At 32.4% G+C, this 24,013-nt stretch carries 17 protein-coding genes and 1 pseudogene; 12 read left to right on the top strand and 6 right to left on the bottom strand.

Features of this window, described 5'->3' with window-relative positions:
• Both B2X73_RS14840 and coaD read left to right on the top strand, forming a co-directional pair.
• Positions 1–370, top strand: a pseudogene (locus tag B2X73_RS14840) (D-alanine--D-alanine ligase); the annotation flags it as partial.
• Positions 358–819 (top strand): pantetheine-phosphate adenylyltransferase, encoded by a 462-nt coding sequence (gene coaD / locus B2X73_RS14845; RefSeq protein ID WP_115001540.1) that lies wholly within the window; start codon positions 358–360, stop codon positions 817–819. The pseudogene B2X73_RS14840 and the gene coaD, both read left to right, overlap by 13 nt.
• Positions 820–882: 63 nt before the next feature.
• On the opposite strand, the gene B2X73_RS14850 is transcribed toward coaD, so the two are convergent.
• Positions 883–1,479 (bottom strand): ribonuclease HII, encoded by a 597-nt coding sequence (locus B2X73_RS14850; RefSeq protein ID WP_280036862.1) that lies wholly within the window; start codon positions 1,477–1,479, stop codon positions 883–885.
• A gap of 102 nt (positions 1,480–1,581) precedes the next feature.
• Here B2X73_RS14850 and B2X73_RS14855 point away from each other — a divergent pair, with 102 nt between their 5' ends.
• The 3 genes from B2X73_RS14855 (at position 1,582) to B2X73_RS14865 (ending at position 7,861) form a co-directional block, all read left to right on the top strand.
• Positions 1,582–4,764 carry a SusC/RagA family TonB-linked outer membrane protein gene (locus B2X73_RS14855; protein ID WP_291052035.1) on the top strand — a complete coding sequence of 1,061 codons (3,183 nt, stop codon included), beginning with the start codon at positions 1,582–1,584 and terminating at the stop codon, positions 4,762–4,764.
• 15 nt (positions 4,765–4,779) lie between these two features.
• Complete coding sequence (locus B2X73_RS14860; protein ID WP_286494709.1) at positions 4,780–6,378, top strand: SusD/RagB family nutrient-binding outer membrane lipoprotein; 1,599 nt, start codon at positions 4,780–4,782, stop codon at positions 6,376–6,378.
• A gap of 97 nt (positions 6,379–6,475) precedes the next feature.
• On the top strand, positions 6,476–7,861 hold the full coding sequence (locus B2X73_RS14865) for a T9SS type B sorting domain-containing protein (protein WP_291047106.1): 1,386 nt from the start codon (positions 6,476–6,478) through the stop codon (positions 7,859–7,861).
• Positions 7,862–7,904: 43 nt separating this feature from the next.
• On the opposite strand, the gene guaB is transcribed toward B2X73_RS14865, so the two are convergent.
• The gene (guaB, locus tag B2X73_RS14870) at positions 7,905–9,365 is read right to left on the bottom strand and encodes an IMP dehydrogenase (protein WP_291096831.1); all 1,461 of its coding nucleotides are present in this window, start codon (positions 9,363–9,365) and stop codon (positions 7,905–7,907) included.
• 251 nt (positions 9,366–9,616) lie between these two features.
• Here guaB and B2X73_RS14875 point away from each other — a divergent pair, with 251 nt between their 5' ends.
• From B2X73_RS14875 to B2X73_RS14885, 3 genes are all read left to right on the top strand, one after another.
• A complete protein-coding gene (locus B2X73_RS14875; RefSeq protein ID WP_291096833.1) occupies positions 9,617–13,201 on the top strand; it encodes a DUF2723 domain-containing protein in 3,585 nt (1,194 codons plus the stop codon).
• Positions 13,202–13,391: 190 nt separating this feature from the next.
• Positions 13,392–13,913: a hypothetical protein gene (locus B2X73_RS14880; RefSeq protein WP_171623459.1), complete on the top strand. Its 522-nt coding sequence runs from the start codon at positions 13,392–13,394 to the stop codon at positions 13,911–13,913.
• 199 nt (positions 13,914–14,112) lie between these two features.
• Positions 14,113–14,775, top strand: coding sequence for a porin family protein (locus B2X73_RS14885; RefSeq protein ID WP_291096835.1), 663 nt, complete (start codon positions 14,113–14,115; stop codon positions 14,773–14,775).
• A 77-nt stretch (positions 14,776–14,852) separates the two neighbouring features.
• Here the strand turns inward: B2X73_RS14885 and B2X73_RS14890 are convergent, their stop codons facing one another.
• The 3 genes from B2X73_RS14890 to B2X73_RS14900 are packed head-to-tail and all read right to left on the bottom strand — an operon-like array spanning position 14,853 to position 18,298.
• A complete protein-coding gene (locus tag B2X73_RS14890) occupies positions 14,853–16,064 on the bottom strand; it encodes an ABC transporter permease (protein ID WP_291096837.1) in 1,212 nt (403 codons plus the stop codon).
• Positions 16,048–16,689, bottom strand: a complete 642-nt coding sequence (locus tag B2X73_RS14895) for an ATP-binding cassette domain-containing protein (RefSeq protein WP_291096838.1) — start codon at positions 16,687–16,689, stop codon at positions 16,048–16,050. The genes B2X73_RS14890 and B2X73_RS14895 overlap by 17 nt, the downstream gene beginning before the upstream one ends.
• Positions 16,679–18,298, bottom strand: a complete 1,620-nt coding sequence (locus B2X73_RS14900) for a DUF4836 family protein (protein ID WP_291047100.1) — start codon at positions 18,296–18,298, stop codon at positions 16,679–16,681. The genes B2X73_RS14895 and B2X73_RS14900 overlap by 11 nt, the downstream gene beginning before the upstream one ends.
• Positions 18,299–18,511: 213 nt before the next feature.
• Between B2X73_RS14900 and ileS the strand changes: the two genes are divergently transcribed.
• The 4 genes from ileS to B2X73_RS14920 all read left to right on the top strand — a co-directional run bounded on the left by ileS (position 18,512) and on the right by B2X73_RS14920 (position 23,270).
• Positions 18,512–21,919: an isoleucine--tRNA ligase gene (gene ileS / locus B2X73_RS14905; RefSeq protein WP_291096840.1), complete on the top strand. Its 3,408-nt coding sequence runs from the start codon at positions 18,512–18,514 to the stop codon at positions 21,917–21,919.
• A 4-nt stretch (positions 21,920–21,923) separates the two neighbouring features.
• On the top strand, positions 21,924–22,310 hold the full coding sequence (locus B2X73_RS14910; RefSeq protein WP_038331914.1) for a TraR/DksA family transcriptional regulator: 387 nt from the start codon (positions 21,924–21,926) through the stop codon (positions 22,308–22,310).
• A gap of 9 nt (positions 22,311–22,319) precedes the next feature.
• On the top strand, positions 22,320–22,964 hold the full coding sequence (locus tag B2X73_RS14915) for a lipoprotein signal peptidase (RefSeq protein WP_038331916.1): 645 nt from the start codon (positions 22,320–22,322) through the stop codon (positions 22,962–22,964).
• 69 nt (positions 22,965–23,033) lie between these two features.
• Positions 23,034–23,270: a hypothetical protein gene (locus B2X73_RS14920; RefSeq protein ID WP_219033648.1), complete on the top strand. Its 237-nt coding sequence runs from the start codon at positions 23,034–23,036 to the stop codon at positions 23,268–23,270.
• Positions 23,271–23,382: 112 nt separating this feature from the next.
• Here B2X73_RS14920 and B2X73_RS14925 read toward each other — a convergent pair whose 3' ends face one another.
• Positions 23,383–23,874, bottom strand: coding sequence for a hypothetical protein (locus B2X73_RS14925; RefSeq protein ID WP_286494701.1), 492 nt, complete (start codon positions 23,872–23,874; stop codon positions 23,383–23,385).
• Positions 23,875–24,013 lie beyond the last annotated feature (139 nt).

A 24,013-nucleotide genomic window follows, 5' to 3' on the forward strand; every position in this document is an offset into this window, starting at 1 on the left:
TTACAAAGGAGAAACAATGGTGCTGGGAATTACAGAAATAGTTTCACACACAGAATTTTTTGATTATGATGCAAAATATAATGGTTTGTCTGACGAAATTACACCAGCTCGTTTAACACCAGAAGTTGAAGCAAGAGTAAGAGAAATTGCGGCTAAAGCATATAAATGTATTAATATGTCTGGTTTTTCGCGTTCAGAATATATTATTGTAAACGGAGAGCCGCATTTTATTGAAATGAATACGTTGCCAGGTTTTTCTCCTGCAAGTATTTTTCCTCAGCAAGCTGCTCATGCAGGAATTGCTTTGGAAGATTTGATGGATAGTGAAATAGAATTTGCTTTAAATAGACCTTCAGCATGGATAGAATAGCCGTTTTTCCTGGATCTTTTGATCCAATTACTTTAGGGCATTTAGATATTATAGAGCGTGCAGTTCCTTTATTTGACAAGATTATTGTTGCAATTGGAACAAATTCATCGAAGAATTATATGTTCTCTTTGGAGCAAAGAATTAAGTTTATTGAAGATTCGGTTGCGAAATTCGAAAATGTAGAAGTAATGGCTTACAAAGGTCTGACTGTCGATTTTTGTGATGAAGTAAATGCACAATTTATTTTACGTGGACTTCGTAATCCAGCCGATTTCGAATTTGAGAAAGCGATTGCGCACACAAACCGAGCAATTACAAATCATAATATCGAAACAATCTTTTTATTGACATCTTCTGGGAAAGCTTACATCAGTTCAAGTATTGTTCGTGATGTCATGCGAAACGGGGGAAAATATGAGATATTAGTTCCAGATGTTGTGAGGATTTAGAATAACGTTATATAATATTATATATAAAACGAGAGCATTATATAATGCTCTCATTTTTATTTTCTATAAATCTAAGCTTAATTGATCTGGTAATAACTTAAATGTCATCCTATGATAAGGAGTAGCTCCAAATTCTTTTATTGCTAATCGATGAGCTTTTGTCGGGTAACCTTTGTTTTTTTTCCAATCGTACATTGGAAATTCTTCATGGATTTTTTCCATATATTCATCACGATACGTTTTTGCTAAAATAGATGCTGCCGCAATATTCATATATTTTGAATCACCTTTTATAATACATTTGTGTGGGACATCATGATATTTATTAAAACGATTTCCATCAACAACAATCAAATCTTTCGGACAATCTAATTGATCTATTGCTCTATGCATGGCCAAAAAACTAGCGTTTAAGATGTTTATTTCGTCAATTTCATTTGGCCAAACAATTCCAATTGCCCAATATTTAGCATTTTCTTCTATAAATGTTCTCAACGAATTTCTTTTCTTTTCAGATAATTGTTTTGAATCATTAATAATTTCATTTTCAAAATCATTTCCCAAAATAACGGCTGCTGCTACGACAGGACCACTTAAACATCCTCTTCCTGCTTCATCGCAACCTATTTCATATTCGTGATTTGATAAAACTTTGTACAATTTTTTATATTTTTAACAAAGTTATCAAAATTTAGCATAAAAAAGTTTTGTAAATGTTAGAGAAATCTTAAGTTTATGAAAGTTTTAAAAATGTTTTAACAGATGAGGAGAAATTTAAAAAACTTGTTTGTATTAGGAGGTCTTCTTTTAGGAACTTCATTATATGCGCAAGAAAAGACTGTTACAGGAACTGTAACAGACTCTGATGGACTTCCAGTAGCTGATGCTGTTGTAAAAACAACATCAGGAAAAGAAGCTTACACTGACGAAAATGGTGTGTTTAGTATTGAAGCTAAACAAGGAGATTTAGTAACAGTAGAAGCAATGGGATTACCAACTCAAACTTTTTCAGTTGGTGCTGGTTCAGAATATAAAGTAACTCTTAAAGCTTCTGATACAGTAGAGTTAGAAGGGGCTGTAGTAACCGCATTAGGTATTACACGTGAAAAAAAATCATTAGGATATGCTTCGCAAGAAGTTAAAGGAGATGTGATTTCTGCTGCAAGAGGGAGCAACCCTTTAAATTCCTTATCAGGAAATGTTGCAGGTTTGTCAATCTCTAACAACTCTGGTAACTTAGGAGGGTCTACTCGTATTGTTCTTAGAGGGTTACGTTCTATTACTGGAGAAAATAGACCATTGATAGTTATCGATGGTATACCAATGAGTAACAACAACGTTAATGGTTCTGGTGCTTCAAGTGGTAGTGGAGGTCGCGATTATGGAGATGGGGCTTTTGATATGAACCCTGATGATGTTGAATCAATCAACGTATTGAAAGGTGGTCCAGCATCTGCTTTATATGGGTCTCGTGGTGCTAATGGTGTAATTATGATTACGACTAAAAAAGGTAAAAAAGGTCGTGATGAAATAACTATTAACACGGGGGTTTCATTTGATCAAGTAGCAATTAGTCCTAAGCTTCAAAAATCTTATGGAGGTGGATCTAAGGATACGTTTAGTACAATTACAGTAGATGGAAAACAATACAATATTGTAGAGTATCAAATGGATGAATCTTGGGGACCAAAATACAATGGTCAAATGGTATTACATTGGAATGCCTTTAACCCAGAAGATCCAACAAATTATATGGTTGCCAGAGAATGGAAATCACCGGAACATGATGTAGATTCTTTCTATAATACAGGAATTACATATACTAATTCGGCAGCATTCTCTAAATCTTATGAGAATACAAATGCTAAATTGGCAATATCAAATGTAAATCAATCAGGTATTATTCCTAATTCTACATTAAAGAGAACAACTGTTAATGTAGGTATTGACAATAAATTTGGAGAGAAATTTCAAGTTTCTGGAGATATGAACTATGTAAGAACTGATGGATTTAATCGTCCTGAGTTTGGATATGGAGATAATTCAGTTATTCAGAAGTTCTATCAATGGGGACAACGTTCGTTAGATTTTGCTGCTTTAAAAAATTATAAAAACAGTAAAGGAGAACAATTATCTTGGAACAGAACTGCTTGGAATAATGCCACACCATTATATTCTGATAACCCATATTGGATTATTAATGAGAATACTTCTGACGATAGACGTGATCGTTTTTATGGAAACGTAAAATTAAGATATGACATCTTACCAGGGTTGTATGCAACTGGAGCTGTTTATGGAGATCATTATAACTTACAAATTCAAGAAAGAGTTGCAGTAGGATCTCAAGCGACATCAGGATATAGTTTATATACTCGTCAATTTACAGAGATGAACTACGAAGGGCGTTTAAACTATGAAAAGAAATGGACTGATTTTAGTGTGAATGCTTTCGCAGGGGTTAATAGACGTCATGAGACAAGATCTAATGTAAATGCAGCTACTTCAGGAGGATTAGTTGTTCCAAATTTATATTCGTTGTCTAACTCAATGGCATCACCAACTGTATCTAATTATAGATCTAAGAAAAGAGTAAATTCTGTATTTGCAGGTGCTTCTTTTGGATTCTATGATATATTCTATTTAGATGTAACAGCTCGTAATGACTGGTCATCTACTTTACCAGAAGCAAATAACTCGTATTTTTATCCTTCAGTATCTGGAGCGTTTGTTTTCTCAAACTTGATTAAACAAGATTGGTTAACATTTGGTAAAATTCGTGGAGGTTGGTCTCGTGTAGCAAATGATACAGATCCTTTCAATTTAATTGATACATATGCTAATTCTACGTTTACAGGAACTACAAATTTAGGAGATCCTTATTATTTATTACCATTAGCTAAAGCAAATAAAAATTTGAAACCTGAGATGGTAGATTCTTGGGAGGTTGGTTTAGAAATGCAATTCTTTAAAAATCGTTTCGGATTTGATGTTACTTATTATCAACAAAAAACAAACGACTTAATTGTACAAAATACAACTCCTGCTGAAACTGGGTTTACTGCTAAATGGTATAATGCTGGGGTAATGGAAAATAAAGGTATTGAAGCAATGGTGAAGATTACACCAATCCAAACTGAAGAATTTTCTTGGGATTTTGCATGGAACTTTGCAAAAAATGATAACAAAATTGTAGAATTATACGGAGACTTACAATCTATTACATTAGCTCAAGCACCATTTAAAGCTGGGGTTTATGCAATGTTAGGTTCTAAATATGGTCAAATCCGTGGAACTGACTTTATTTATGATGATCAAGGTAATAAAGTAGTTGGGGCTAACGGATTGTATTTATCTTCTGGCGTTAAGAATTTAGGTTCTGTTTTACCTGACTATAACATGGGATTCCGTAACACATTTACTTACAAAGGTGTTTCTTTATCTGCGTTAGTAGATGTGCAAAAAGGAGGTAAATACTTTGCTTTAACAAATATGTGGGGTATGTACTCAGGTATGTTAGAAGAAACAGCAGCAAATGGAGTGCGTGAAAACGGTGTAATTTCTCAGGGTGTTACTGGTTCAGTAAAATCAAATGGAGATGGAACTTATACAGTAACAAATACAGCAGAAAATACAAAAGTTGTTGATGCATCTTCATATTTTGGAAATTATTATTCAGGACCAACATCTCAAAACGTATTTGATTCTGATTACATCAAATTAAGAGAGGTTACTTTATCATATACTTTCCCTAAAAAATGGGCTGGACCATTTTCTAATGTAGTTGTATCTGCATTTGGAAGAAATCTAGCTACATGGGGGTTAGATAATAAGAATTTTGATCCAGAAGTTGCTACAGGAGGTTCAGGAAATGTACAAGGATTAGAAGGAGGGTCTTTACCTTCAACAAGATCTTTTGGTATGAATCTTAAATTACAATTTTAATTTAGAAAAAGAGTTATGAAAAAGAATATCGGAAAATATTTATTAATGGCTACTTTATTAGGTTCTACTGCAATGTTCACTTCTTGTGATAATGGATTAGCAGAGCTTAATGAAAATCCGAATAGCCCTGAAATTGTACCTACATATACTATTTTTAATGGAGCTACAAGATATTTAATGTCAACAGCAAGAGATGGTTGGTGGTCTGCACGTATGTCAATGCCTTGGATGCAGTATACAGCACAAATTAACTATACTGAAGAAGATAAGTATCAATATCGTGATACTCAAACTTCAGGAGGTTGGAATGCTTTATATAGATCAGCATCTAACTTTAAAGATATTATTGATAAATGTACAAATCCAGAGACTGCAGCTCAAATGGGACAGTATGGTGATTTAGATAATCAAATTGCTATCTCAAGAATAATGTTAGCATATACATTTGATCAATTAGTGTCAAGTTTTGGTGATGTACCATATTGGTCTCACGGGAATAAAAATGCAGATTTCCAAGCTTTACAAATTGATGATTACGCTGCACCTAAATATGTTTCTCAACAAGTTATTTATGAAGATTTGTTAAAAGAATTAAAAGAGGCATCAGAGCAATTGGATGTGAATGCGTCTGGTTTTTCTAGTGGGGATAATATCTATGGAGGAGATGTTGCTAAATGGAAAAAATTTGCAAACTCTTTGCGTTTAAGAATTGCTAATCGTGTAAAAGCTAAATTGCCTTCAGCAAACGCTCATATCACAGATGCAATTGCAAAAGGAGTATTTACATCGAATGATGATAATGCAGCTCAAAACTTTGGTAGTTCTGCTGCAGAAGGATCTCCATTTTGGGCAACTTTCTTTACAGGAAGTATGCGAACAGATTTTGCGACGAATAAACAGTTTATTAACTTGTTAAAAGGTCAATCAACAAAAAACTTTGGAGTGGATCCTCGTTTACAAGTTTATGCAGCACCTATTGGTCTTAAAAAGTCTCAAGTATATCCAGCATCATATTCTGATACTGATGATCTAACAAAATATCAAGGTATGCCTTATGGTCTTCCAGATACAATGTTATCACTAAATAATGAAACAGCTAAACTTTCATTTACTTCTAAGTATGTAATGACGCCTACTTTTGCTGAAGTATTAATGGAATATGCTGAAGTAGAGTTTATCTTATCAGAAATTAATGGATGGGATGCAACTCATTATAAAGCAGGTGTACAAGCCTCTATGGATAAATGGGGTGTTGATGCAACTAAAGCTACAGCTTATGTAAATGCATTACCAGCTGCAAATCAAGAAAACGTTATTACGCAGAAATATATTGCATTATACATGCAAGGAGCTGAAGCTTGGAATGAATACCGTAGAACAGGTTATCCAAATGGAGGAATTTTATTATTACCAGGTCAAACAGCAAAAGATAATAATGGAGCTACTTATACATTTACTCCATTAATGTCAGGTAATGTTGTTGCTAAAGACTTGCCAGCACGTGTACGTTATCCAATTACACAACCATCGTTAAATGGAGCGAATTATAAAGATGCTTCATCTAAATTAAGCAATGGTGATGAAATTGATTCTAAATTATTTTTTGCTAAATAATAGTATCACATTTTTCTTAATACTTTACAGCTACTTCTACTGAAGTAGCTGTTTTTTTATGAAAAAAAAATCGTAATTTCACTAGAAGATAATGTTTATGAAAGGTATAAGGTTTGTTTTTTTTATAAGTTGTTTTAATATACTATGTACTGTTTTAGGTCAATCGACTATAAGAAAGGTAGAAATTAATAAATGTTTAGGTTATAATTTTAATAATGATTTAATCATAGAAACACCTACAGATCTAGATGAAATTCAAGCGGAATTTTATAGACAAAACCCAACTTTAGATCCTATAAAATATACACACAACGGGCGTGTTTATAAAAATTCTAATTTTACAATAGAATATCCTAGAGTGAAAAGGATTTTTACAATAGATGATGGAGATAAAGAAAGGAAGATATTTTATTTTAAATTTATAGAGAATACGTTACATAATCCGATAGAAACTTTTCCAGTTCAAGTCATTTACAATAGGAATAGAACCCCACCTGGATTAAACGGCGAATCTATTTTTGGTTGTATAGAAGCAAATTATGAAAAGTATGATTTAACCAAAATTTCTTTAATTGAAGCATTTATAAATGTACCTACAGATGAACGAATTTTAGTATTTAGTCTTTATAAAACTCAACTGGATATGACTTTGGATAAGAATCTAATCCAAGAATCTGATTGGAGAAATTATCTGATTCATCCAACAGAGGAGCATAAAGTTTATTTGAAAATATCGTTTAAAGATTTTTCAAAGCAATGTGTATCGTATTCTGTAATAGAGCTAAAATTAAAAGATTATTCCACTCAAATGGATAAAACTGAATTTGAGTTTTGTGGAACTCCTTTTGTGGTTAATGGTCCAGATAATCAATCTAATTACGAATGGTATTTTAATGGAGATTTAAAATCAACTAAAAAAGAAGTGAAAGTTGATGCCTTGGGAGAGTGGATTGTCTATTTTGATAATGATTTGGGTTGTAAATCAAGTCTCAAAATTAATGTGATTCCGGAGAAAGAAAGATCGCGTATAGAAAAAGTAACTGCAACTTCTAATAGTATTACGATAATTCCTTTTCCAAATGCTAATATTGATAGTTATTCTTTAGATGGCATTACTTTTCAGAATAGTGGTACATTTTTCAATCAAACAGCAGATTTAATTAGTATTTGGTATAAAACTAAATTAGGTTGTGTTTTTGGACCTATACCTTTTGATATTGCAAACGGCTTCAATTTTTTATCACCAAATGGTGATGGAATTAATGACACTTGGAGTTTGAGAAATAAAGATTTTTATAAAAATGCTAAAATTCAGATTTTTGATAGATATGGTAAAATAGTTGCGAATGGAATCGTAAATGATATTTTGCCTTGGAACGGTAAACATAATAATTTTGTATTGCCAACAGGGACTTATTGGTTTATAATAAAAGATGATAAAGAGACACTTAAAACAGGATATATCGTTTTAAAAACAAAATAGCAAGCCAATTAGCTTGCTATTTTGTTTAATATATTGATAATTCTTAATTCGAATAATTAGGAGCTTCTTTTGTAATCACAACATCATGCGGATGAGATTCATTTAAACCTGCACCTGTGATACGAACAAATTTTCCGTTTTCAATTAAATCTTGAATAGTTGGAGTTCCACAGTATCCCATTCCAGCTCGCAAACCACCACATAGTTGGTAAACAACTTCTGCAATAGAACCTTTGTGAGGAACACGACCTTCAATACCTTCTGGAACTAATTTCTTCGCATCGGCTTGGAAATAACGATCTTTAGAGCCGCGTTTCATCGCAGCTAAAGAACCCATTCCTTGATATGCTTTGAATTTACGACCTTGGAAAATAATTTCTTCTCCTGGCGCTTCATCTGTTCCAGCAAATAAACTTCCTAACATTACCAAGTTTGCACCAGCAGCAACTGCTTTTACAATATCACCTGACAATTTGATTCCACCATCTCCAATGATTGAAACATTTCTTGTTTTTGCGTAAGAATGTACATCATGAATAGCAGAAAGCTGAGGTACACCAACACCAGCTACAACACGAGTTGTACAGATAGACCCTGGTCCAACACCAACTTTTAAAGCATTTGCTCCAGCATCAATCAAAGCTTTTGCAGCTTCTGCAGTTACAATATTTCCTCCAACAATATCTAATTCTGGGAAAGCATTTCTAACTTCAGCAACTTTACTAATAACTCCAGCTGAATGTCCGTGAGCAGAATCTAACGCTACGATATCAACACCTTTGTTTACTAAAGCTTGAACGCGTTCTAATGTATCAGCACCAACACCAACTCCAGCACCAACACGTAAACGACCTTTTGTATCTTTACATGCATTAGGGAATTCAGTTAAGTTGTCAATATCTTTAATTGTGATTAATCCAATTAATTTATTGTTTTCGTCAACGATTGGTAATTTTTCGATACGGTAACGAGAAAGAATTTCTTTTGCTTTCTTAAGGTCAGTATCAATATCAGAAGTTACGATATTTTCTTTTGTCATCACGTCTTCTACTAATTGATCGAAGTTTTCTTGGTAACGAATATCACGATTTGTAATAATTCCAACCAATGTTCTATCTTCTTCAACAACTGGTAAACCAGAGATTTTGTATTTCTCCATTAAGTTTACTGCATCTTGCAACTTGTGATGACGAGATAAAGTAATTGGATCAGAAATCATTCCGTTTTCCGAACGTTTTACCATATCAATTTCATTCGCTTGTTCTTCGATCGACATATTTTTGTGAACGAAAGATAAACCTCCTTCACGAGCTAATGCAATCGCTAATCTTGCTTCGGATACAGTATCCATCGCAGCAGAAACTATCGGAATGTTAAGGGTGATATTGTCTGTGAATCTTGTTTGTAGAGATACTTGGTTCGGTAATATCTCTGAGTAGGCAGGCACTAATAACACATCGTCAAAAGTGAAGCCCGTTTGTAGAATTTTGTCTGTTAAAGGCATTGCTTTTTGCATTGCAAATTTAGATGAAAAAAGTTTAGAATCAAAACTATTTGAGAAAATGTATCTTTATTTTGAAGGATTTGATGTTTTGTTAATATGTAAATGAATCGATTAGAAACTTTAAAATTAATTTTAAAATATTCGATAAATCTATATTGTTTAGATGAGATTCTAATCAGAATTTAATCATTTCAATCCTAAGCTATATCAATTTTTTATCTTATTTTCGCAAGATAGTTTATTAAAACAAAATGGATATAAATTTCAAAAAGTGGAACAACATCTTGGGTGTTGCGATGTTCTTGATAGCGACAATATTGTATTTGGCATCGATGGAACGTTACCTGAGTTTGTGGGATTGTGGTGAGTACATTGTATCATCAGCAAAATTGGGAATTACGCATGCACCAGGAGCAGCTTTGTTCCAAATAATGGGAGCAGTTTGGTCTGGTTTAGCTTTTGGTGACGGAAGCAAATACGCCATATTAATCAACAGTACATCTGCCTTGTATAGTGCAGGAACAATTATGTTTTTGTTTTGGACAATTACATATTTTGCTCGAAAAATGTTTGCAAAAACGCAAGATCCAATGAATGTCGATGCGATTGAACTAAATGCTTCTCAAAAAATTATAACATTAGGAAGTGGATTAGTTGGAGCTGCAATTTTTATGTTTAGCGACACATTCTGGTTTTCTGCGGTAGAAGGAGAAGTTTATGCAATGGCATCTTTCTTTACTGCGCTATTATTTTGGCTGATTACAAGATGGGATCAAGTCGCAGATACACCTAGAGGAAACAAATGGTTGGTAATTATTTCGTTGGTGATTGGTTTATCGGTTGGTGTTCACTTAATGGCAATGTTAGCAATTCCAGCAGTTTGTTTTGTATACTATGCTCGAAAATATAGATTTACAATCAAAAGTTTCTTAATCGCAAATGTTATTACATTGATTATTTTAGCTTTTGTATTCAAAATAATTTTCCCAGTTGTAATGACTTTCTTTGGTAGAACAGAGATTTATGTAGTCAATAATTTGGGAATGCCTTTCAATTCTGGGACAATTATCGCCGCTATTATTTTAATCGCAGTCTTCTATTTTGCGATTAAATTAACACAGAAATATGGTTCAGCATTATTGAATACAATTTCGTGGTGTGTGATTTTTATGTTGATTGGTTTCTCATGTTGGTTAGTTATTCCGATTCGTGCAAACGCAAATCCTCACATGAATTTGAATGATCCTGATACAGCTTTGGGTGTTTTAGATTATTTTAATCGTGAACAATATGGTTCTTGGCCTGTGATGTACGGACCAGTTTTTACGGCTCATATTGCAAGTGACGGAATCAAGCGTGATACTAATGGAGCGCCAGAAAGTACAGTTCGTAGTTCTGAATATATTAAGGATAAACGTACAGGAAAATATTTGAAAGTTTCGGATCGTTTAGATTATACATACGAAGATAAATATGTGAAGTTTTTCCCTAAAATGTTCAGTCCTGACCCAGGTGTAATGGAGAATTATGCAGCAGTTTATGCTTTTCCAAAATTCTCTTTGAATGCACAATATGCGGGGGATAAAGAAGCGCAACAAATGTACGCGCAATTAGTAGAGAAACGTCAAAACAGACAATTAAAAGTTGCAGAACTTAAGAAATATGGTGAGATTTTAGATATCGAACCACCTACATTTGGTGAACAATTTAATTACTTTATTGATTACCAAATCAACTATATGTTTATCCGTTACTTTATGTGGAATTTCTCTGGTCGTCAAAACGATTTAGAAGGTAATTTCGAGATTACAAAAGGTAACTGGATTTCAGGAATTCCATTTATTGATAATCCACGTTTAGGAGATCAATCAAAATTACCAGATGAATATAGAAATGATGGAACAAATGTGTATTTCATGTTACCATTATTCTTAGGTTTAATCGGATTATTTACACAATTAAACAGAAATTTTGTCAACTGGTGGTCATTGTTGTCATTGTTTATTTTAACAAGTGTCGGAATCATCTTTTATACATCTGTAAAACCTTTCGAGCCTCGTGAACGTGATTATGCATTGGTAAGCTGTTTCTATGCATTTGCGATTTGGGCAGGATTGGGTGTGCAAGGAGTTTATTTATTACTTCAAAAATTTATGAAGAAAGAATTGAAACCGTCTTTAGCAATTGGAACGACTGTTATTTTAGCTGGTATTCCAATTTTAATGGGAGCTCAAAACTGGGACGATCACGATCGTTCAGAGCGTTCTGTAGCTTATTCTTTGGCGTACAATTATCTGAATCCGCTCGATAAAAACGCTATTCTTTTTGTCTATGGTGACAATGATACTTATCCACTTTGGGGATTACAAGAAACCGAAAATTTCCGTGATGATGTAAAAATTGCGAATTTAACGTTGGCTGCTTCTCCATGGAATTTAGAGCAATTATTACGCAGAACGTACAATGCAGCACCACTTCCAAGTGATTTGAAACCGAAAGATTATCAATCTGGAACTAACGATCAAATTTTTGTGGTTGGAGGTTCAATTAAAAATATTTTTGATCAAATAAATGGTTTCATCAAACCAGGATCTAATCAAACATTAGAAACGTTAAGTCAAATGCCAATCGAGCAAGTTGCTCAATATTTATCTGATCCTGAAATTGATCCAAACCAAGTGATGTCAGTTTATAAAAGTTTAAAACCTTTACAAAAATATATCACAACAGATAGTATGACCGCTAAAGAAGCGATGGATTTTATTTTAGATAATAAATCACCAGAAAAACAAGCTTTAGCAGATTATTTTGGTTATCCAATTGGTGGAGCAAATTATTTACCTGTTTCTAAAATTGTAGTTCCTGTAAATAAAGCAAACGCGCTAAAATATGGAATTGTAAGTGCAAAAGATGCCGATAAAATGGTTGATTCAATCACAATTAATATCAAAGCATCAAGTTTGTTCAAAAACAATTTATTGTTGTTGTCAATGATGGCGAAATACAATTGGGATCGTCCTATTTACTTTAGTGGTGGAGGAATTTCTGATCCAGAAAATACATTCTACATGAATGATTATTTATTGAATGCTGGAATGAGTTATAAATTAGTTCCGATTTATACCCCTTTTGGTAAAGGAGGAATTATTGGAGCTTCTGATAATGATATGTTGTTAAGAACATTCAATTCTTACAAATGGTCTGGATACAATAATCCTGATGCGTCATTTAGTTTGACAGAGCGTAACTATACATCTTCTTATAGAAATACTGCTGTTCGTTTGGCAGATGATTTATTGAATGCTGGACGCAAAAAAGAAGCGATTGCAGTTTTAGACAAAGTGATGTTAGAAATTCCTGCTTTAGCGAAATACGACATTGGTTATGGAGTAAGTAGAATTGCCGGAATTTATTTGAAAGCTGGAGAGGATAAAAAAGCGCAAGAATTGTTTGCACATGTTCGTAAACAAGCCAATGCGAAAATCGCCTTCTTCGAGTCACTGCCTTCTGGAAAAGGTTATTCGGTTGGATCTGATTTAGCTTCAGCAAAAAACGATTTGATGATGTCAATCTACAACGAAGCTTCCGCTTTAGGTGAAAGAGGTGATAAAGAAAAAGCATTGAAAGTTTTCGAATCTGCTTATAATCCTGTTTTGAAGAAATTCGAAACCTTATATAAAGAAGTTGTGGCAGATGGAAAAGTTGACGCAGCTGATCAAGCAAAAATCATGAATCAGTTTAATTATTTAGACGAAATGATTGGTGTAGCTGCAGAAATTGATACCAATTATGCAAAACAACAGCAGAATATTTTATACAAAATGGTCGGACAATAAGTCAAATCAATAAACACAGAAAAGCTCCAAAAATTATTTTGGAGCTTTTTTTGTGAAATAAAGTTCTGAATATTAGGTTATTGTTAATTTTAGTATTTTTTATAATTATCTAGTTTTTAACTTTGGCACATTAATTGAAATTATGCAAATAAGTTTAACAAAATTGTAAATATTTTAAAACATTATAAAAATGAAAAAAGTATTATTAACAGCTGCTTTCGCAGTAGCAGGTATGGTAGGAGTTTCAGCACAAACGTCAGGAGTAGAAGGTACAGTTCACGTAGGTATTCCAGTAGGAGAGACAGCAGATGTATCTTCATTTAATATCGGAGTAGATTTAGCTTATTTACATCCTATTGCAAATAACTTTAAATTAGGTGCTAAAGTAGGTTATGATCATTTTATTGGAAAAGAGTATAAAATTAATAATGTAGTTGTAGCTGAAAAAGATGATGTTGGATTTATTCCATTAGCAGCAACAGCTAAATACGAGTTTGGAAATAATTTATTTGTAGGTGCTGATTTAGGTTATGCTTTCGCTACAACTGACGGTTATGAAGGAGGTTTATTTTGGCAGCCTAAAATTGGCTATTCTGCTTCAACATGGGATTTATATGCAGGGTATAAAGGAATTTCTGCTGGTCCAGAAAATAATAACACTGTAGATTGGAAATATAATGCAGTATCTGTTGGTTTTGCTTACAAATTCTAATATAGACCACTTATAATTGATAAAAGCTACATCGAAAGATGTAGCTTTTTTGTTTTTGAAGATTAGAATTATGTTAAAATAAATGATGTAAAAATAAACATATCAATAACTTGTGTGTTTAAATATTGTTTTTGACATTATTTGGCACAGCACTTGAAATTATGAATACATCATAATTAGAACTATAAAATTTAAAAAGATGAAAAAATTATTTTTTATTGCTGCTGCAATGTTAGGAGTTGTTAGTTTGAGCGCACAAGAAAAAACAACATCTGCACAATTTGGTATTAAATCAAGTGTAAATATGTCTTCATTTAATGGAAAAGATGTGAAAGATAATGATTATAAAGTAGGTTTTAGCGCAGGTCTTTACGGTCATTTTCCATTAACAGAACGTTTTGCAGTTCAACCAGAGGTTAATTTTGCTCGAATAGGAGGAAAGTTGAAAGATGAAGTAACAGAAGTTGGGAATACAACGGTAAAAACTAAAAATAAAACAACCTTAGATTATATTCAAGTTCCAGTAATGTTCAAATATTATCCAGGAGCATCGCGTTTCAATGTAGAAGCTGGACCTCAATTTGGATACAATGTATATGCGAGTAATAAAACGCAAGTTAGTACTTATGTAAACAACACGGTGTACAATACGGAAGAAAAAACTGACATTAAAGATAATGTAAAAGATTTTGATTTCGGTGTTAACTTTGGTTTGGGATATAATGTAACAGATAATATCAATGTTGGAGCGAGATACTATATGGGATTAACTAAAATAGGAGATAATAAAAACAACAACAATGTAGAAGTTGGTGATGTGAAAAATCATTCGTTTTCTGTAGGAGTTGGATATTCGTTCTAATCGAGAATATTTAAGTATAAATAAAAAGGATTCTGAGTTTATCAGAATCCTTTTTTATGTCTTTATAAAATTTAGCATTAATCTTTCAACGCAATTTTTTTGATCGATTGTGTCAAAATTATTTTATTAATGATGAATAAAATGATCACGATGATTAATCCAAAACCAATTACTTCCCAAACATGCGAAGTTTCTGTTGCCATAAATTTTCCGACTTTTTCTTTGATGATATCTAAAACAAAATAAACTAATGGAATAGAAATTATATAACTGAATAACATAAATATAATCGAAAATTTAAGATACGGACGAGCTAATTGATTGATGTTGTATCCAATCAAAAATAAATCTTTCGTTTTGTGTTTATTCTTTTCAATCATCAATTGAAAATTGATAATCATCAACCAAATTGCTGCAAAAACAATGATTAATCCAATAAATAAAACCAACGAAAAAGCTAATTTTAGATAATACGTCAGTTCATTATTTTTCAATTCGTCTTTGTTGATATCATAATTTTGTTGCTCAAAATAAGTCGAAGCATTTTCATCTCCTTGAGATTTCGTTTCAACAACAATTCGCGAAGGTTCTGTATTTTTTTGAGGCGCATAATTATGATTTGCCCATTCCAAAAAGTTTTCGGGAACTAAAATCGTATTAATTTTTGTGGTAAAATCGACAATTCTTGCTTGATATACTTTCTGATTTTCTCCTTTTCCTAAAATCAATTGAAAAGGAATTTTAGTAAATAATCCTTCCGAAACCTGTGGTAAACCTTGACTTGTTGCAAAACCGAAATTGTACAAATTCAAATAACTTTTCGGGATAATAATCGGGATAAAATCTTGTCCTTCTTGCCATTTCCAATCAGATTCTTTTACATCAATAAAATCTTCTGGAACAGATTCAAAAAATAAATCAGTCGAAAAACCACCAATTCCAGCAACTCCACCAACTTGCAGTTTTACAGGAAATTGACTGCTTTTGAATGTTCCAACTTTCGCAACAAAATTTTGCGATTTCAAATCGTTAATTTCATTTTCACTAAAACTTGGTTTTTCTCCAGTCAACGTTTGTAAAGACGATATTTTTTTATTCAAAACCACATAATTCGCTTTCCAAACTGAACTGTCTTCTCCAAAATTTTTAGCATAATCCAAATAAATTGTTCCAGCCAAAATCAAGATGAAAAATCCGATGATTGAGAAAAAACAAAAGGTTGTAATTCGCAAGAAACTTAGGTTTTTACGAACCAATTTTTCAATTAAAGTTTTAGAGTTGAATGACATTTGTAAGGCGTTTATCGTGAATTTCGTGTAAGCTTGTAAAAATAATTCCAGCGTTATTTTTTGCAGCTTCTTTGGTAACCAAATCAATCAAAAGTTGTTGATTCACTTCATCTAAATGACTAAAAGGTTCGTCCAAAAGTAGAAAATCAAATGGTTGACAAAGTGCGCGAATCACCGCAATTCGTTGACGTTGACCATAAGAAAGATGAATCGCTTTTTGATGTAAATGACTTTTTAAACCAACTTTTTCAATCCATTCAATAATTTGATTTTCGGATTGATGTTGTGTTAATACATTTTTTAATTGGATATTTTCCATCAAAGTTAATTCTTCAAACAAATGTAAACCTTGAAAAACATACGCAATTTTTTCGCGTCTAATTTTTGTCCAATCATTCAAAGAATAATTCTTAATATTTTGTCCATCAAACAAAACTTCTCCGTCATAATCTTTTCTATCACCGTACAAAATATTAATCAACGTCGATTTTCCAACACCAGAATGTGCAACGATTTGATAAATATTTCCGCTTGAAAAAGTGTATGTATTTTTCCAAATTTCAGATTGTTCGAACCCAAATTCTTTCAAAGGATGCGGAACAAGTTGACTGATTTTAATTTCCATTTTGTTGTGCAGCTTGATTGAAAAATAGTGAATAAGCTTGGTCCAAAAGTAAGAAAATCACTTCCAAACTATTTTTATCCGTCTTTTTCATATGTATTTTTCCTGTTTTTGTGTATTCATTCGAAACGCGGTAATCGATGTGATCAAAATAAGATAAAACCGTTTGCATTTCTTTCGTGTTTCCGAACGGAATTTGTTGATAAATATATTTTTGAACTTCTTTTGGATATTGATCAAAATTTAGATTCACGTAACCAAACATTGGATTTGAAGCGTTTGTAGCGTATCCTGTTGTGACAAAATTTGAAGAACTTACCATTTTGTTCAAATATTGATTCATAATCGATTGATTATTTGTGATGTACATCAAATTGTTTTTGTATGTCATATAAATCTTCATATTTGTCGAAATTGGTAACATGTAATAAGGTCCAATTTTCTGAATATTTTCTTGATGAGATTTAATAAATTCGTTGAAGAAAAGATCGTTTTTCATTTTTCCTCCCAAAACAAATTGAGGATAAACAACTTGCTTGATAAAAGCTTCTTTCTTCCCAAAAAAGTCATTTGGATTAAATGCTTTTCCGATCTCAAAATCATATACACTAAACAAAGCTTCGCCTTCAAAACTTTGTTCTAATTTGTTCAAATCAATTTCATATTGTTCTAAAAAAGTAGTCAAGAAATTCTGATTTTCGAACACATAACGCGTGTTGGCAGGATAAATTCCAAGTCCAATGTTCATGTAACTTTGCGCAGGAAAATACTTGAAAAAATCAGTATTGATTTTTGATTTCCACATCGGATGTTTTTGTAATTTAACTTTTGTAATCGCATCTGGATGAAATTTCTGTGTAAAACTAATTCCGTCCGAAGTAAATGAAATAAAATTGACCCAAGAACTTTTTGTGAAATCAAGGTTTTTCTTTTCAGAACTTTCATGTTTCGAGAAGTTTTTCAAGAAATTTCCAGTGTACCAAATGTTGATATCCTGCGAGTTTTTAACAAAATCTCCAAAGCTGTTATTTTCTTTCGCAAGTGAATGTTTGTCGTTGATAATTTTCGCGAAATAATCTTGAATCGCTTTTTCTCCAACACCAAATTCAGAAACAATCAATAAAAATTGAGATTTGTTCCAAGCCATAAACGGTTTATTGAATCCAGAAATTGTTGTAAAACCATCTTTCTTTTCAAACGAAATATCTTTTTTGTATAAACCTTTGTAAATGGTTGATAAATGTTTTTCAAATTGATCTTTGTCACGCATATTTGTAATCAACGCAACCATATTTTTTTCATTAATTTTTTGTCCAAAAATGTAAATAGGGCTGATAATATCTATGCCTGCTGAAGTCGGATTGTTTTTGATATCATTTAATAATTGATCAAAAGTTGGATCTTGATTTTTAAGTTCGCCTTCGGCTAATTGATAAATTTTATATTGTTCTAATTTCTGAAAATTACCTTTTTCTGCAATTGATTTTGGATTTATCAACGCAACAAAATCTACATCTGTAGGAATCAAAACCGTATAATCTTCGTTTTTGGAACAACTTGCAAAAAGCAAAATTAGAAATAGAATTGAGTAATATTTGAAGCCTTTTTTCATCGAAAAAATATCTTTAAAAATTGTTGTTAATTATTTGTTTAATCCTGAATTAAATCTGAAATCATCTGATTTTTATTCAAGAATTGTTAAATCTATAATATTGGTATAAATTTAAGCAATTATTAATATGATTTTCGTTTCTATAACAATAAAAATATGTAAAAATTTCTTATATTCGCACTCCTTGATTTAGAAGAAATAAGAAAGAATTCGATGGCAAAAAAGTTTAGAGAATATAAGCACTTAGACTTGGTACAAGTCTCAAAAGAAACGTTAGAAGAATGGAAACAAAATAATGTTTTCGAAAAAAGTATTTCTACGCGTGATGGAAATCCATCTTTTGTGTTCTATGAAGGTCCTCCTTCTGCAAACGGAAAGCCAGGGATTCACCACGTTTTAGCACGTTCTATCAAAGATATATTTTGTCGTTACCAAACCTTGAAAGGAAAACAAGTTTTTCGTAAAGCGGGTTGGGATACGCATGGTTTACCAGTAGAATTGGGAACTGAGAAAGAATTAGGAATTACCAAAGAAGATATTGGAACTAAAATTTCAATTGAAGAATATAACGAAGCTTGTAAACGTACAGTAATGCGTTACACAGATTTGTGGAATGATTTGACTGAAAAAATGGGTTATTGGGTGGATATGGAAGATCCATATATCACGTATAAACCAAAATATATGGAGTCTGTTTGGTGGTTGTTGAAGCAAATTTATAACAAAGATTTGTTGTACAAAGGTTATACAATTCAACCATATTCTCCTAAAGCTGGTACAGGTTTATCTTCACACGAGTTAAATCAACCAGGAACTTATCAAGATGTTACAGATACAACGATTGTTGCTCAATTTAAAGTAAACAAAGATTCTACAGATTTATTCAATGATTTTGATGGAGATGTGTATTTCTTAGCTTGGACAACAACACCTTGGACGTTGCCATCAAATACAGCGTTAACAGTTGGTCCAGATATCGATTATGTTGTAGTTGAAACATTCAATCAATATACATTCGAGCCAATTCGCGTAATTTTAGGAAAACCATTGGTTGCTAAACAATTCGGTAAACCATATTTCTTAGCAGAAACAGAAGAAGATTTTAAAGTTTATGCGGCAGGAAATAAGACAATTCCTTATAGAATTGTAGGAGAATACAAAGGTGCTGATTTTGTTGGAACTCGTTATGAGCAACTATTACCTTGGGCGTTGCCTTACGAAAATGCAGAGAATGCTTTCCAAGTAATTCCTGGAGATTTCGTAACAACAGAAGATGGTACAGGTATCGTACATACTGCGCCTACTTTTGGTGCGGATGATGCGCGTGTTGCAAAAGAAGCTGGTGTTCCACCAATGTTGGTATTAGATACGCATGGAAATGCTGTTCCTTTAGTAGATTTACAAGGTCGTTTTGTGGCTGATTTACCAGAAGGTTATGGAGGTAAATATGTAAAAAATGAATATTACGATGATGGAACTGCTCCTGAAAAATCGGTTGATGTAGAAATCGCGATTTTATTAAAAGAGCAAAACAAAGCCTTCAAAGTAGAGAAATATAAACACAGTTACCCACATTGTTGGAGAACAGACAAACCTATTTTATATTATCCATTAGATTCTTGGTTTATCAAGGTAACGGATGTGAAAGACCGTATGGTTGAATTGAATAAAGAAATCAATTGGAAGCCTAAAGCGACTGGAGAAGGACGTTTCGGAAACTGGTTAGAAAATGCCAATGATTGGAATTTATCTCGTTCTCGTTATTGGGGAATTCCATTGCCAATATGGAGAACTGAAGAAGGGGATGAAGTTACAGTAATTGGTTCCGTAGAAGAATTAGTTGCTGAAATTGAAAAATCAATTGCGACAGGCGTAATGACTTCTAATCCTTTCCAAAATTTCGAAGTTGGAAATATGACAGAAGAAAACTATGATTTAATCGACTTACACAAAAATGTAGTAGATGAAATTACATTAGTTTCTGAATCAGGAAAACCAATGAAACGCGAAGCGGATTTGATTGACGTTTGGTTTGATTCTGGAGCAATGCCTTATGCGCAAGTTCACTATCCATTCGAAAATAAAGAATTGATTGATAATGGAACAATGTATCCAGCTGATTTTATTGCAGAAGGTGTCGATCAAACACGTGGTTGGTTCTATACATTACACGCAATCGGAACATTAGTTTTTGATTCGAAAGCATATAAAAATGTAATGTCAAACGGATTGGTATTAGACAAAAATGGTCAAAAAATGTCAAAACGTTTGGGGAATGCTGTCGATCCATTCGATACATTGGCAACTTATGGTCCTGATGCAACACGTTGGTACATGATTGCGAATGCGCAACCTTGGGAAAACTTAAAATTTGATATTGCTGGAGTGGACGAAGTTCGTCGTAAATTCTTCGGAACATTATATAATACCTATTCATTCTTCGCATTATACGCGAATGTGGACGGATTTACATTTGAAGAAGAAGAAATTCCTGTAAATGAAAGAGCTGAATTAGATCAATGGATTATTTCTGAATTGAATACATTAACGAAAAAAGTTGATGCCTTTTTAACAGATTATGAACCAACAAAAGCGGCTCGTGCTATTCAAGAATTTGTAATTGATAATTTATCAAATTGGCACGTACGTTTATCAAGAAGACGTTTTTGGAGAGGTGATTATTCGAAAGATAAAATTGCAGCTTACCAAACATTGTACAAAGTTTTAGAAACTGTTTCTATTTTAGGTTCGCCAATCGCACCATTCTTCATGGATCGTTTGTACAAAGATTTGAATGCAGCTACAGGTAAAAATCCTGCAGAATCTGTGCATTTAGCAGATTTCCCCGTTGCAGACGAATCATTGATTAAAACCGAATTAGAAGAACAAACGCATTTAGCACAAACGGCGACAAGTATGATTTTATCACTTCGTAAATTGAGTGATAACAAAGTACGTCAACCATTACAAAAAGTAATGATTCCTGTATTGAATGATACGATGAAAGCTAATTTGGAAGCTGTATCAGAATTATTGAAACAAGAAGTTAACGTTAAAGAAATTCAACTTTTAACAAACGAAGAAGCATCAAATCTTTTAGTAAAATCTATTAAACCTAATTTCAAGACTTTAGGTCCAAAATATGGTAAAGAAATGAAAGCTATTTCGGCTGCTACAGCAGAATTGACGAATGAAGAAATTGTTAAATTAGAGCAATCAGGTAAAATAGATTTGTTAATTGACAACAAAACATTAACTTTAGATTTAGAAGATTTTGAAATCGCTACAAAAGACATCCCAGGATGGACTGTTGCTTCTAATTCTACATTGACAGTAGCACTTGATTTACAATTGACAGAAGAGTTAATTAATGAAGGTGTTGCACGTGAATTGGTAAATAGAATTCAAAATATACGTAAAGAAACCGGACTAGAAGTAACCGACAAAATTATACTTAACTTAAAAAATGATGAATCAATCGTAAATGCAGTCGAGCAAAACAAAGATTACATTTGTTCTGAGACATTAGCCGAAGATCTTGTTTTACAAGACCTAGTTGCAAATGGGGCAGAGGTTGAAATTAATGGATTGATGACGCAAATTGCGATTACAAAACTGTAAGCGTATGGCAACAACAGATGAAAAAGTAAGGTACTCTGATGCAGAGTTGGAAGAGTTTAGAGCAATAATTCAAGACAAATTAGATCAAGCGATAAAAGATTACGAATTATTGAAAGAAGCTTACACGAACGATAGTAACAATGGTACTGACGATACGTCTCCAACGTTCAAGGCGTTTGAGGAAGGTTCTGAAACCATGTCGAAAGAACAAAATGCACAATTAGCAGCACGCCAAGATAAATTTATCCGTGATTTGAAAAATGCATTGTTACGTATTTCGAACAAAACATACGGTATTTGCCGTGTAACAGGAAAATTAATTAACAAAGATCGTTTGAAATTAGTTCCGCATGCAACATTAAGCATCGAAGCTAAAAATATGCAACGTTAATCAAGTATTTTGAAAAAAGTAGTACTCATTACCATTTTGGTTTTAATCATTGATCAAATTTCAAAATTTTACGTAAAAACACACTTTTTTTTAGGTGAAGACGTAGATGTTTTGGGTTGGTTTAAAATAGCATTTGTAGAAAATCCTGGAATGGCATATGGAATGCATTTCGGAGGAGAAACAGGAAAAATAGTTTTATCACTTTTACGAATTGCTTTAATCGGAATGATTATCTACTATATTAATGCATGGTCGAAAAAACTAAATAATAACTTCTTTATCATTCCGATTGCGCTTGTTTTGGCAGGTGCAATAGGGAATGTACTTGATGGAATTTTTTATGGCGTTATTTTCGATAAAGGAACTACTTACAATGAAATGTTTCAGGATTGGGTAGGATATCAAGGTGTCGCACAAGCAAACTTTGCTGGTTATTCTGGTTGGTTTACAGGCTGTGTCGTAGATATGCTTTATTTCCCAATTGTGGAGTTCGATTGGCCTTCTTGGATTCCAATTATAGGCGGACAACATTATAAGTTCTTTCAGCCTGTATTTAATATCGCAGATTCGGCTATTTTTATTGGAGGACTTACTTTGTTTCTTTTCCGTAAAAAAGCATTTACAACCGAAAATGGTGTAAGATTAAGATTTTAAAAAGATAATCCCTCAGTTCAAGCGCTGAGGGATTTTTTATTATATTTATTTGTACAAGAATTGATTTTGATGAATAGTTGGTTTAATCTTTTGACTGAAAGTTGTGACATGAATGATTTATCTAAATATGTTGCAATCTATCATGTCAAAAGCTGTTCTTATGACGAGAGTTTTATAAATAAAAGTATTTCTTTAGACGATATAATTTCAATCGTTAATAAAGGTTCTATTGATATTCAAAATGATATTTTAGAAATATTCGTAGCAATAAAGCAAAATAATACGAATGATTTAATCGTAATATAATCCTTTTGGTCTACAAAACAATCTTTAATATTAATGAAGAAATGAAAAATCAACTATTAATCAATTCAGAACAAGTTAAATGAAGGAAGTTTGTTATCGGAGTTTTTTATAGTTACAAAGAAGGCGGAGCGTAATATTCGTATTTATCATCTTTTGTAAAGATTAATTTAGAGTTAAGATCTTGTAACTGTATAATTTTTCCACTCTTTTTTATAATTTTAAACTTTACAACTTCATTCGTTTTCCGATTTTTCAGTTCTAGAATATTATTTTTTATTTCAACGTCATAATTATTAGCCTGCATTAATATTGTTCTAGAGATAATATCACCATTTTTAATGGATACTACTTTTGATTTATATTCAGTTTCTTCTGGGTAACTATTTATTCTCATAAAAGCTGAGTAATCATTGACTTGTAAAACTATTTCATAAGGGGATTCAGCAGGTAATAACGTGTCTTTTTCTAGTTTCCAAATAAAGTATTCGTTGTCAAAAGTTGGCTCGTATAATTTAGCTTTTGGAGGAGCTGGTAAAGGTGGAACTTTCTTTATTTTAGGTGGAGGTAAAGTTGTTTTCTTTTTTGTTGGGAGAAAGTGAAACATGAAAGTAAAAGAAATAATGGTAATACTAGTTTTGTAATTTTCATAAGAATTGATTTATATAAAATTACAAAAAATAATAAATAAAAAACTCCTTTCAATTTCTTGAAAGAAGTTCTGTTGTGGTCCCTACTGGATTCGA

It is taken from the genome of Empedobacter sp. UBA7252 (genome assembly GCF_002472765.1).
Lineage (GTDB): Bacteria > Bacteroidota > Bacteroidia > Flavobacteriales > Weeksellaceae > Empedobacter > Empedobacter falsenii_B.

Coding starts and splice junctions, on each gene's coding strand:
- coaD (WP_115001540.1), top strand. CDS start 358: ATGGATAGAATAGCCGTTTTTCCTGGATCTTTTGATCCAATTACTTTA.
- B2X73_RS14855 (WP_291052035.1), top strand. CDS start 1,582: ATGAGGAGAAATTTAAAAAACTTGTTTGTATTAGGAGGTCTTCTTTTA.
- B2X73_RS14860 (WP_286494709.1), top strand. CDS start 4,780: ATGAAAAAGAATATCGGAAAATATTTATTAATGGCTACTTTATTAGGT.
- B2X73_RS14865 (WP_291047106.1), top strand. CDS start 6,476: ATGAAAGGTATAAGGTTTGTTTTTTTTATAAGTTGTTTTAATATACTA.
- guaB (WP_291096831.1), bottom strand. CDS start 9,365: ATGCCTTTAACAGACAAAATTCTACAAACGGGCTTCACTTTTGACGAT.
- B2X73_RS14875 (WP_291096833.1), top strand. CDS start 9,617: ATGGATATAAATTTCAAAAAGTGGAACAACATCTTGGGTGTTGCGATG.
- B2X73_RS14880 (WP_171623459.1), top strand. CDS start 13,392: ATGAAAAAAGTATTATTAACAGCTGCTTTCGCAGTAGCAGGTATGGTA.
- B2X73_RS14885 (WP_291096835.1), top strand. CDS start 14,113: ATGAAAAAATTATTTTTTATTGCTGCTGCAATGTTAGGAGTTGTTAGT.
- B2X73_RS14890 (WP_291096837.1), bottom strand. CDS start 16,064: ATGTCATTCAACTCTAAAACTTTAATTGAAAAATTGGTTCGTAAAAAC.
- B2X73_RS14895 (WP_291096838.1), bottom strand. CDS start 16,689: ATGGAAATTAAAATCAGTCAACTTGTTCCGCATCCTTTGAAAGAATTT.
- B2X73_RS14900 (WP_291047100.1), bottom strand. CDS start 18,298: ATGAAAAAAGGCTTCAAATATTACTCAATTCTATTTCTAATTTTGCTT.
- ileS (WP_291096840.1), top strand. CDS start 18,512: ATGGCAAAAAAGTTTAGAGAATATAAGCACTTAGACTTGGTACAAGTC.
- B2X73_RS14910 (WP_038331914.1), top strand. CDS start 21,924: ATGGCAACAACAGATGAAAAAGTAAGGTACTCTGATGCAGAGTTGGAA.
- B2X73_RS14920 (WP_219033648.1), top strand. CDS start 23,034: ATGAATAGTTGGTTTAATCTTTTGACTGAAAGTTGTGACATGAATGAT.
- B2X73_RS14925 (WP_286494701.1), bottom strand. CDS start 23,874: ATGTTTCACTTTCTCCCAACAAAAAAGAAAACAACTTTACCTCCACCT.